Source organism: Bacillus pretiosus (assembly GCF_051294775.1).
Classification (GTDB): Bacteria; Bacillota; Bacilli; order Bacillales; family Bacillaceae_G; genus Bacillus_A; species Bacillus_A wiedmannii.
In genome coordinates, this window is the sequence record NZ_JBPPHF010000004.1 from 249,879 (window position 1) to 260,572 (window position 10,694).

Here is a 10,694-nt window from a genome sequence, read left to right on the forward strand (position 1 = left end):
GAAACAACGTTTTTTTATCTTGGAGGTAGGCAGAAATGAAAAGGCTATCATTTCAAATTCTTATGTTTGTTCTTTGTATAATTGTTTCTCTTATTTTGTTTTATGTGATGGAGAAGCAAATATATAATCGAATCACAATAGTGAATGACAAACAAACTGTTTTACAAAGAGTGAATGAATCCCTGCCTACCGAAATGAAGGTTAGGCATGAAAAGTGGGGAGAAATTGTTATAACGGATGAAGTTCGTTTGCATACGATTGTTTCATTCTTTGACCGAATTCAAATAGAACCGAGAGAAGCTAAGAATCAAGAACAAGTATTTACTGGAGAAGTAACGTACTTGAATGGACATAAACGTACTTTTGCAGTAGGTGACTTGTTCCAGTACGGGGCTGATATGTACGGAAAGAATGGTACGGACCCAATGATTTCAGCATTTCAAACGTATTTGTTAAGCCTGTATTACACACCAGAACGTATTAGTGATTTTTTTGCGTCAGCGCAGGATGTCATAGTACGCCAAGGTGATGTAGAACGTGCGATGAATCTTACGCACATACTTGATTCGATTCGGTACGCAAAGCAAATTACAGATTACGGAGAAATACAGAAATTATTACAATCACAGAATGAACCGATTGCTTATATTACCGCTTATAAAACAGGGAAGCGTATAAAGAATGAGCGGGAAGACATTCTTACTATTTCTGTATATCCATCTTACTTTGTTGTGCAATATCTCGGCGATAATAACGGGAATGTTATGTATATGAAAAGCTCCCTCGCAAATTTATTTGTAAAGGAGAATGTGTCATGAGAAAGATAGCCTTTTTCTTCTTTTTGCTAGTAATTGGAGGAGCGATGTCTAGTTGCTCTCGAGATACAACCTCTATTAAATATAATAAAAGTGGTCTCCCTATTTTGGATGATCGTCATCTTGTTGCGTATGTAGCGGCACGTGAGGAAGTTGGTGAGGCTTTGCTTTCATCATTTTGTAAATCACGCGGCTGTACGTATGAATTTATTCGTCTTTCGACAGAAGAGCTTCTTCGGAGGGTAGAAGAGGAAGCTGGAAATCCGAAAGCGGATATTATTATTGGCGGTACGGTAGACGCGCATCAAATGATGAAGCAAAAAAATCTATCTATTCCTGTTATGAGTCAGCATGCGAACCGTATTTCAAAAACTGTTAAAGATAAAGACGGTTATTGGTACGGTTATGAAGTGGAGAAGCTGGCAATTGCGATCAATAAAGAGCGGTGGAATGAAGAAATAGCACCGCTTGGATTTCCTTATCCATCAAGGTGGCAAGATTTATTAAATCCAGTATATAAGGGGAAAATTGTAATGCCAGATCCAAATGTCTCAGGAACAGCATATACGTTTTTTCAATCACTTATTGATACTTTAGGTGAAGTGGAAGCGAAGGAATATGTGAAGAACCTTGCAGGACAAGTTGGTGAAGTAACGGTGAATGGTTACATACCAGTGGAACTTGTTGCGAGCGGTGAGTATATGATAGGCATCAATTTCATGGGAGATCAGAGAATGCTTCAAAAACGAGGCTTTCCAATTGTAAGTATTGTACCTGAGCAAACAGGGTTATCTGTTAATGCGATTTCGAAACTAAAACGTGCACCGAATGGTATTATTGCGGATTTATTTATTGATTATTGTTTATCAGAAGAAGCGGGTCACATTTTAGAAAAAGTTTCGTTTGGCGTACCAACGATGTTTGCGAAGAACGAGAAAGAAATAGAAGGACAGCCGGTTAGAAGAACAAACCAAAATATATCAAATAGCGGAATAATCGAGATATGGAATAGACAGCGTCTCTCTCAGAAGTGAGAAAAGGAGACGGAAATATATGTTTAAATGGCTCAAGCCAGCACCTGCAATTGAAAGATTGCCAGCGGATATGATTGATCGAGTATACAAATTATTACGTATTCGTGTATTGATGGGAATTTCAGTTGGGTATGCTGCTTATTATTTAGTTCGTAGTAACTTTACGTTATCAAGTACGTATTTAGTACAAGAATATGGATTTAGTACAGCTGAAATTGGACTACTAGGTTCAATCATGGCAATTGTTTATGGATTTAGTAAGTTCTTTATGGGTAATTTGTCAGATAAAGCTTTCGCCCAGCGCTTTATCGCAGTCGGTTTATTCTTATCAGGGCTTGTAAATATTTGTTTCGGTTTTGCATCGTCATTTGGAATGATTGTTACACTACTTGTTCTAAATGGTATTGTACAAGGTATGGGAGCACCACCTTGTAGTATCGTTATGACGAAATGGTTCTCGAAGAAAGAACGCGGTACGAAAACAGGTATTTGGAATATTTCACATAACGTTGGCGGAATGCTCGTACCACCACTTGTCGGAATTGGTGTAGCTATTTTTGGTGAAAATCATTGGCAAGGCGGCGTGTTTATTTTCCCAGCGATTATCGCAATGGTAATCTCAGTTCTTGTTTGGATTAATGCGAAGGATACACCAGAATCAGAAGGTCTTCCTCCAATTGATGAATATCGTAATGACTATGAAAATCTTGAAAAAGCAGATAATGCTAACAAGATGTCACCAAAAGAAATTTTAATGAAATATGTAGTGAAAAATAAATTTGTATGGTTCTTATGTATTGCGAATGCATTTGTTTATTTAATTCGCTTCGGTGTTATTAACTGGGTTCCACTTTATTTAACGACGGTTAAAGGTTTCTCAAAAAATGAAGCACACGCAGCGTACGCAATCTTTGAAGGTATGGCAATTCCAAGTTCATTAATCGTTGGTCTTTTAAGTGATAAATTATTTAAAGGAAAACGTATGCCATTATGTATCATTAGTATGGTCGGAGTTGTTATTGGTACGTTTGTATATTGGCAAGCAACTAGCATACTTGTTGTAAGTATTGCAGTTTCTATTATCGGTTGCTTAATTTATGTGCCACAGTTCTTAATCGGTTTAAGTGCGATGGAATTAGTACCGAAATTTGCAGTAGGTACGACAGTTGGTATGTGTGGTCTGTTCGGTTATGTAGGCGGAAGTCTTGTAGCAAACGCAGCAATCGGTGTTATTGTTGACCGTTCTGGCTGGGACGGTTGCTTCATCTTACTATTAACAGGTGCAATTTTATCAACAATCTTCTTGTTCATCGTTCAACGTGGACATGAGGGGAAAAAAACTAAAGTAGCGTAATATTTTGTTTGAAAAGCTATCCAATTATCATTTTGGATGGCTTTTCTTATATTAATATAATCTTTCCTTAAATCTATCTTAAAAGACAAGATGTCATATTTCTAATCATTGGAATTTTTGTTACAATATAAATGGATGTGTAAAACTTTGTAAAAAGAATGTAATAATATGTAATCTGTTTTCGGAAAGTTTTATACAATTCTTACATTAAACTATTAAGTTATAAAAGGAGAGAGAATATGGTACCAAATACGGTTCGTACTCCAAACAAGAAGAAGAAATGGATTATCATCGGGGTTATTGCACTAATTGTTATTGTAGCAGCAGTTAATATTTTTATTATGCAAGGTAAGAAGAAGGGGGCATCAACATCTGCTGATGCTGTGAGCTTTGAGAAGGTAACGGAGCGAAAGCTTAATAATACGAAGTTAATTTCTGGTCAGGTGAAACCAGGGAATATTGAAAGTTTCTATGCGGATCCGACTAAAGGAAAAGTGAAAGATATTGCAGTGAAAGAAGGACAAGAGGTAGAGAAAGGTACGAAGTTATTCTCTTATGATAATGAAGAGATTAACTTGCAAATGAAGCAAGCTGAGCTTGATCAAAAGATGGCAGATATGCGTTATGATCAAGGAAAGAAGAAAATTGATTCGTTGAAGAAAGAAATTAAGAAGGCAAAGGATAGCGGAGCTGGGAAAGAAGTAACAGATCCGATGGATGAGCAAGTAAGTGAGTTAGAGATGGCGCAAAAGACAACTGATCTTGAGAAAGAAAAAGGGAAGTTGCAGAAAGAAGAGTTAAGTAAAAAGCAGAAAGAGCTTACGATTTATAGTAATTTTACTGGTGTCGTTCAAAAGTTAGATAAAGATGCGGCGCAAAGTTCATCTCAAGCGTTAGGTGGTCAAGGGAAAGCATTTTTACAAGTGGCGTCTAAAGATCCATTCCAAGTTCAAGGGACGTTAACTGAGCTTCAGAAGTCACAAATTCAACCAGATCAAACATTTACTGTCACTGCGAAAGCAAATAGTAAGAAGAAGTGGACAGGTAAAATTACAGAGGTAAGTGAATTCCCAACGAGTGCAGAGATGGCTCAAGCTGGTGGTATGGGTGAAGCGACTCAAAATATGTCCCAATATACATATAAAGCAAGTCTTGATAGTCAAGATGGTTTATCTCCAGGTTATCACGTTTCTCTGCAAGTAAGTTTAGAGAATAAGACGATGATTGCTGTTCCAACTAAGAGCATTGTAGAAAAAGGCGATGATGCATTTGTTTATGTTGAGGAGAAAGGGAAGCTTCGTAAACAAAATGTGAAAAAAGGTTCTACTGATGGAGATTGGACAGAGATTGTTGAAGGCGCAAAAGTGGGGCAAAAGGTGGTTAAAAATCCTTCCGACGACGTGTATGACGGAATGGAAGTGAAAGAGAAATGATTACGTTAAATAATATTGCTAAAACGTATTATCAAGGAAAATTGGCAGTGCCGATTTTGCACGGTATTAGTTTAACGATTCAAAGCGGTGAGTTCGTTTCGATTATGGGACCGTCTGGTTCTGGTAAATCAACGCTTATGAATATTATCGGTTGTTTAGATCGTCCAACAGAAGGCGAATATATGCTGAATGATGTGAATATCTTAACAGCAGACGAGTCAAAGCTTGCTTTAATTCGTAATGAATATATTGGATTTGTGTTTCAGCACTTTAATTTGCTTCCGCGTCTTTCGGCAGTCGAAAATGTTGAACTTCCGCTCGTATACGGTGGTGTGAAGAAAGCAGAGCGTCGTCAAAGGGCTCTGGAAGCGCTTGGTAAAGTCGGTTTGTCAGATAGGGTTCATCATTTGCCGAATGAATTATCAGGTGGACAGAAGCAGCGTGTAGCGATTGCAAGGTCGATTGCGAATAATCCAACGTTCATTATGGCTGATGAGCCTACTGGTGCGCTTGATACGAAGTCTGGTGAGCAAGTTATGGATATTTTCACAAAGCTTAATGCAGAAGGTACAACGATTGTTATGGTTACGCATGAAGAGGAAGTAGCAGCGTATTCTTCCCGCCGCATTGTACTGCGAGACGGGAAAATTACAGAAGATAGAAGGTGTGCGGTATGAGTTTACTAGATAGTATAAAAATTGCCCTATCTTCTATTTTAGCTCATAAACTGCGTTCAGCTCTTACGATGCTCGGTATTATTATCGGTGTTGGTTCTATTATTACTGTCGTTGCAATTGGGCAAGGCGGGGAAGCGATGCTGAAGTCGAAATTCGCAGGTTCTGGTGGTAATAACCTTATGCCAATTCAATTTAAACCAGATATGAATGATGAGTTTGCTATAGGCGGATTTGAAATACCAAAGTTAACAGAAGAGGATATTATGGAAGTAAAACAAGTGAAAGATGTTTCACATGTTATTACGACAAATTCGACAACAGAGATATTGGATGTAAATGATAAAAAAGCAAATCTGAATGTTATTGGTCTTGATAATGAATATTTTGCGGTTAATAAAGTAAAGATCGTAAAGGGACGTACTTTAGGTGAATCAGATATTTCTCATGCAAATAACGTTGTGATGATTAGTACAAAAACAGAAGAGACGTTATTTAAGGACGTAAACCCAGTTGGACAAATTATTGAGATGAAGGGGCAGCCAATGCAAATTATTGGTGTGTATACATCTGATAATGAGTTTATGGGATTTGAAATGGAAGAAGCGTTAATCCCCCTTACATTATGGCCTGTTTTATTCGGAACAGATGATATTCAAAATATCGCAATTCAAGCTAAAAATGTAGACGATTTAGAAGCAGCTGGGAAACAAGCTGTTGATGTGTTAAATAGTCGTAAACCAAGTGAAATTCCAGGTAAATATGAACTGGTGAATTTAAAAGAGTTACAAGAAAATGTTTCTAAAGTCACTAGCATCATGACGATGATCATCGGCGGTATCGCTGGTATTTCATTAGTCGTTGGCGGTATCGGTGTTATGAACATTATGCTTGTATCTGTAACGGAGCGTACGCGCGAAATTGGGATACGTAAAGCGCTTGGGGCAACACGTAGTAAAATTTTATTGCAATTTTTAATTGAAGCAGTCATGTTAACGCTTCTAGGTGGTTTAATCGGAATTGGTCTTGGATATGGCGGGGCATATATTGTTTCCACATTTGCGAAATGGCCACCACTCGTTTCGTGGGAGGTTGTTGTTGGAGGCGTACTGTTCTCTATGACACTTGGTATTATCTTTGGATTAATTCCAGCGAATAAAGCTGCGAAGTTAGATCCAATTGAAGCATTACGTTATGAATAAGTTAGTAGTGTAGTAGAGAGTGGGCTCTCTACTATACATTACCGTTCTAGTGGGCGGTTCGTAGCCTCTATGTGAGGAAGTGAACCGCCCGTTAGAACGGGTTATATAAATAGAAGGAGGCGTTATAATGGAAGCGAATATTAATACGCAAGATGTAGGTTCTAAAAAGCCATCGCTATTAGGGATGATTACATCTCCAGGTGAACAGTTTGAGAGAATGAAGACTAGTAATGCAGTTTGGGGTGCGTTTTGGATACTTGTTTTACTAGCTGGATTGGTTGGTGGATTTGCAGCTTATGTATATTCTCTAACACCTGAAGCTATTAAGCTTAATAAGGAATTAGGTGTTACTGTTTCAGCTGGAATGACATATGGTATGGGATTCGGTGTAGGTGCTCTTGGTATGGGGTTTAGTTTCCTATTGGGTGCTGTGGTGTATAAAGTGTTAATGATGTTTATGAGCAATGATACTTCTTATAAGAAATTATTGGCGATTACTGTATATTCAAGTGTTATTTCATTAATTGGTTTATTAATCAATACGATTTTGGCATATATTTTAGGTGGATCAGGTCAGGAAATGTATACCGGCTTAGGGCCAGTTTTTGCCTCAAGTAGTGGTGTTGTAAAAGGTATTGTAAGTAAATTTGAGGTGTTTACAATTTGGGGATACGTAGTTACATGGCTAGGTCTTCAAATTACAGCAGGTTTAACTAAAAAGCAGGCAACAATTATTACTATTGTTTTCTTTGTCTTAGCTCTTGGATTAGGCGCTTTACAAGGAATGTTCCAATAATAGTGGTACTTTAAGTCGCTAGAAAGAAATGCAGCAATTATAAAAGTAATTGCTGCATTTTTGTTATAAGGAGTAGATACATATGTTTAAGAGGTTATTAGCAAATTTTTTGTTCATGTTAGTTGTATTATTGTTAGCGGTAGAATATATGCCGAATAAGAATCCTTATATATTTGTTGGCGTTATAAGTTGTATTTTAGCTACAGGTTTATATGCAATCGATAGATCTTTCAAACGTATAACTACAGAATAGTATAAATCGAAAATGTATAAAAAAAAGATTCCTTCTCACTTATAGAAGGAATCTTTTTTATTTTTACCCTTATTTCAAATACGACCAGCAGAATTTCAAATTCTACTTCGTGTAATTTCAAATTTCGGCGGTCGTATTTAAAATTACTCACAGTGAAATCGCTTCTTTATTTTTATATTGTGGAGGTACCGGCGGAATAACAAAGAGGTATACCTTTTAGAAACAGGTACTGTGTGAAGCCAGCGACTTTTACAGAGACAGTTGTTTTGTATGAAGGAATGATTGTAAATCAAATAAAGAAGCTAGGTATTTATCAAGATCATGAAGAGTATTATCAATGTGGTTTAATTGGTCTTTGGCATGCTTATGAAAGATTTGATGCGGAGAAAGGAAGTTTTCCTGCATATGCAGTTGTAACGGTGCGTGGTTATATATTGGAAAGGTTGAAGAAAGAGTCTGCCTTGCAAGAAAGGAATGTTTACGTAGGTGAATATGAGGAGATTTTTACGTTTGAAGATGCTGAAATAAGAGCAAAGGATTTTATGAGTGTATTAGATGAGAAGGAGAAGTATATTATTTTCGAACGTTTTTTTGTAGGGAAGACGATGGGGGAAATCGCTAGCGAGATGGAAATGACTTATTATCAAGTGAGGTGGGTGTATCGGCAAGCACTTGAGAAAATGCGAAATAGCTTAAGAGGATAAATAGGATTATAAGAATGGAAGGCAAGGGATATTGCTTTCCATTCTACTTATTCTGTTAAGGTAGTAAATGTAATAAGAGGTTTTTAAATTGTAGTGAATCTTGCATGTTCATACGTGATAATACGTATCCAGCTTTTAATAATTGTTGTTTTAACTTATGGGGACTGATATGTATTGTTGTAGTAGTGCCATTTGAAAAATGAATGTTAGCTTTTTTGCTCTTTTTGAAAAATTCTATGTCATCTATATGGTTATAAAATAGCCATATACAGTTTGGAGAAGAAGGAGATTCTGTCGGGAAAGCACAAATATATTCTCGATGATTAATTGGAATTGGGACATTTTGTTTGAATTTAAAGTTTGTTTGGACTGCATTACGTCTACCTTGATAAGTAGAGTGAACATTGGTTAGACAAGATTGCTTGATGAGTTGGAGAGCAGTTTGACAGGAGTAAAGATGGTTCCCGCTACTGTCGATAATTTTGGTGCGATAATAAGGGTGCTTGTAAGGTTCCAGCATCATTGTAGAATTAGAAATAATAATATCATTTTCTTCATTCATAAATTTGATTCCTCCCTTATAAATGATAGTAATACCAAATATAATTATATACGAATTAAGTAAATTAATTATTAATATTCTGTTTCATATTGTAAATTTTGACTATTCGTTTACAATCAATAGATGTTAGTCTTTCTAATTTGCATCGCTTGTACATATATATGAAAATAGAAAAGAGTAGGCGGTGAGATAGTATGAAGAAAAAGTATATTATTATGGCTCTAGTTGTTGTTCTTCTAGTATATTTAGCAAATAGTAATCCGAGTAAAGGTGAATATACGGATTGGGCAGCGAAGCAGTTTATGAAACGTAATGATGTAAGTAAGAAGCTAGACGAAGTTCAAAAGGAAAATGAAGAAGGTCTCCTTGGCGATTTAGCATCGGCTGGTAAGAAGTTGGCGAAAAAATATGTTGAGCCACAAGTTGGATTATTAATCGAGAATTATACAAAGCGAAATGATTATATTTTCTTCTCAACATATACGACCGAGTTTGATATAGGCGGAGAACATTATAAATATGTATGCGTCGGTTTTTCAAAAATCTTTATTCCGATTGAAATGCCGAAGAAAAAAGACGAATCTGCAAAATGATGCAGATTCGTCTTTTTGTTTATAAGTTAATTGGAACTTCAGATACATTCTTTTCTACGAGACGGGCTCCTTTTTTTCGGGTATTTTCATTAATTGATGAAAATACAGATGAGGCAAGGATGGTATCCATTACTTGATTTACGACTTGTGCATCGACGGGTGTGATAGGTTTCTCGATAGAAAAAACAACTGTTTTTCCATCTTCTTTCGCAAAAATTAATTCTAGTACTTGCATATGTTATTTCCTCCTTTTTATTTATCCGGCTATATTGCGGGCAGGGTGATTGGTGTTGGTTCATACTTAGCGGGGGATGAACACCCCCCACTAAGTAAATTTTAACCTTATAGGGTAGAAAGATCTGATGTGCTAACAAGCTGTATAGCGTGAAGCGGTGATGCTTGTAAAGAAGCAAGAGCACGTGCTACGTTTTGTACTTGCTCTAAGTTTGCGTTTGTTTTAACACGCTTAAATTGTTTTTGCTTAAAAGCTGTTTTTCCGTTCTGATCTAATCCATTGTTTAAGACAAGACGTAAAGTTAAGTCCGTTACGATTGTTTCGACTGCCATGTTTATCACCCCCTTTCACTTTATAAATAGGGTGCAAATGTCATGTTTTGGCGTGAAATTTATTCTTTTTTTTGGTACGCTTAAAAGACTAAGAGAGGGGCTTCGGAAGAATGAAACGTAAATGGTTATTTTGGATTCCTGTTTTACTATGGATGGGGTTGATTTTCTATTCCTCGGCACAACCATATAAAAAGCAGGATATGCGCTCGGATATTGAACAATATGTAAATGTTGAGTTTGTGAAAGAGCATTTTTCATGGGTATCTATCGATTATGGCGGTGGTACACCTGTTAGCATTGCAAATAAAGGTGTAGGCGGATTTATTGAGTTTTTCCTTCGTAAAGGTGCGCATTTTATGGTGTTCTTTATGCTTGGCTCATTGACGTATTACGCTTTTCATCGATCAGGTTATTCGAGGAAAAGATGTTTTATATATGCTCTTCTTTTCGTTGCGGGATATGCAACATTTGATGAAATTCATCAATGGACTACGGGAGATCGTACACCGATGTGGCAAGATTCATTACTGGATACGTGCGGCGGATTAACAGGAATTATAATAAGCAATTGGTTTTGGAATAGAAAAAGGAGCTAATCTTTTGAGATTAGCTCCTTTTGTTTATCCCGCGTTAACGGACAGTAAAACTCCCACCTCAAAATTCAGTTGGAGCAAAGAAGTTAGGTGGGAGATCAACTGTCCGTAAAC

General features: G+C 36.8%; 14 protein-coding genes. 11 read left to right on the forward strand and 3 right to left on the reverse strand.

Features of this window, described 5'->3' with window-relative positions:
- Window positions 1-35: 35 nt before the first annotated feature.
- The 9 genes from ACSG5Z_RS21500 (at window position 36) to ACSG5Z_RS21540 (ending at window position 8,265) form a co-directional block, all read left to right on the forward strand.
- The gene (locus tag ACSG5Z_RS21500; RefSeq protein ID WP_000826638.1) at window positions 36-818 is read left to right on the forward strand and encodes a DUF3919 family protein; all 783 of its coding nucleotides are present in this window, start codon (window positions 36-38) and stop codon (window positions 816-818) included.
- The gene (locus tag ACSG5Z_RS21505; protein ID WP_435712072.1) at window positions 815-1,849 is read left to right on the forward strand and encodes an ABC transporter substrate-binding protein; all 1,035 of its coding nucleotides are present in this window, start codon (window positions 815-817) and stop codon (window positions 1,847-1,849) included. Before ACSG5Z_RS21500 ends, ACSG5Z_RS21505 begins: the two co-directional genes overlap by 4 nt.
- A 19-nt stretch (window positions 1,850-1,868) precedes the next feature.
- Window positions 1,869-3,203 carry an MFS transporter gene (locus ACSG5Z_RS21510; RefSeq protein WP_046955541.1) on the forward strand — a complete coding sequence of 445 codons (1,335 nt, stop codon included), beginning with the start codon at window positions 1,869-1,871 and terminating at the stop codon, window positions 3,201-3,203.
- Between the two features lie 239 nt (window positions 3,204-3,442).
- Entirely contained in the window at window positions 3,443-4,636 is a 1,194-nt protein-coding gene (locus ACSG5Z_RS21515; RefSeq protein ID WP_088064836.1) for an efflux RND transporter periplasmic adaptor subunit, read from the forward strand.
- On the forward strand, window positions 4,633-5,313 hold the full coding sequence (locus ACSG5Z_RS21520; protein ID WP_000631628.1) for an ABC transporter ATP-binding protein: 681 nt from the start codon (window positions 4,633-4,635) through the stop codon (window positions 5,311-5,313). The genes ACSG5Z_RS21515 and ACSG5Z_RS21520 overlap by 4 nt, the downstream gene beginning before the upstream one ends.
- Window positions 5,310-6,512, forward strand: coding sequence for an ABC transporter permease (locus ACSG5Z_RS21525; RefSeq protein ID WP_137011282.1), 1,203 nt, complete (start codon window positions 5,310-5,312; stop codon window positions 6,510-6,512). Before ACSG5Z_RS21520 ends, ACSG5Z_RS21525 begins: the two co-directional genes overlap by 4 nt.
- Window positions 6,513-6,639: 127 nt before the next feature.
- A complete protein-coding gene (gene yknW / locus ACSG5Z_RS21530; protein WP_060488003.1) occupies window positions 6,640-7,308 on the forward strand; it encodes a YknW family membrane protein in 669 nt (222 codons plus the stop codon).
- An 82-nt stretch (window positions 7,309-7,390) separates the two neighbouring features.
- On the forward strand, window positions 7,391-7,561 hold the full coding sequence (locus ACSG5Z_RS21535) for a hypothetical protein (protein WP_435712073.1): 171 nt from the start codon (window positions 7,391-7,393) through the stop codon (window positions 7,559-7,561).
- A 233-nt stretch (window positions 7,562-7,794) separates the two neighbouring features.
- A complete protein-coding gene (locus ACSG5Z_RS21540) occupies window positions 7,795-8,265 on the forward strand; it encodes a sigma-70 family RNA polymerase sigma factor (RefSeq protein ID WP_087985940.1) in 471 nt (156 codons plus the stop codon).
- Window positions 8,266-8,320: 55 nt separating this feature from the next.
- On the opposite strand, the gene ACSG5Z_RS21545 is transcribed toward ACSG5Z_RS21540, so the two are convergent.
- Window positions 8,321-8,827, reverse strand: a complete 507-nt coding sequence (locus ACSG5Z_RS21545) for a competence protein ComK (protein ID WP_048542596.1) — start codon at window positions 8,825-8,827, stop codon at window positions 8,321-8,323.
- Window positions 8,828-9,021: 194 nt separating this feature from the next.
- Here ACSG5Z_RS21545 and ACSG5Z_RS21550 point away from each other — a divergent pair, with 194 nt between their 5' ends.
- Window positions 9,022-9,420, forward strand: coding sequence for a DUF4359 domain-containing protein (locus ACSG5Z_RS21550; protein ID WP_000731403.1), 399 nt, complete (start codon window positions 9,022-9,024; stop codon window positions 9,418-9,420).
- A 19-nt stretch (window positions 9,421-9,439) separates the two neighbouring features.
- Here the strand turns inward: ACSG5Z_RS21550 and ACSG5Z_RS21555 are convergent, their stop codons facing one another.
- Both ACSG5Z_RS21555 and ACSG5Z_RS21560 read right to left on the reverse strand, forming a co-directional pair.
- The gene (locus tag ACSG5Z_RS21555; protein ID WP_001197599.1) at window positions 9,440-9,655 is read right to left on the reverse strand and encodes a DUF2922 domain-containing protein; all 216 of its coding nucleotides are present in this window, start codon (window positions 9,653-9,655) and stop codon (window positions 9,440-9,442) included.
- A 107-nt stretch (window positions 9,656-9,762) separates the two neighbouring features.
- Window positions 9,763-9,987: a DUF1659 domain-containing protein gene (locus ACSG5Z_RS21560; protein ID WP_087985939.1), complete on the reverse strand. Its 225-nt coding sequence runs from the start codon at window positions 9,985-9,987 to the stop codon at window positions 9,763-9,765.
- 110 nt (window positions 9,988-10,097) lie between these two features.
- On the opposite strand from ACSG5Z_RS21560, the gene ACSG5Z_RS21565 reads away from it, so the two are divergent.
- Window positions 10,098-10,583: a VanZ family protein gene (locus tag ACSG5Z_RS21565; RefSeq protein WP_087985938.1), complete on the forward strand. Its 486-nt coding sequence runs from the start codon at window positions 10,098-10,100 to the stop codon at window positions 10,581-10,583.
- Window positions 10,584-10,694 lie beyond the last annotated feature (111 nt).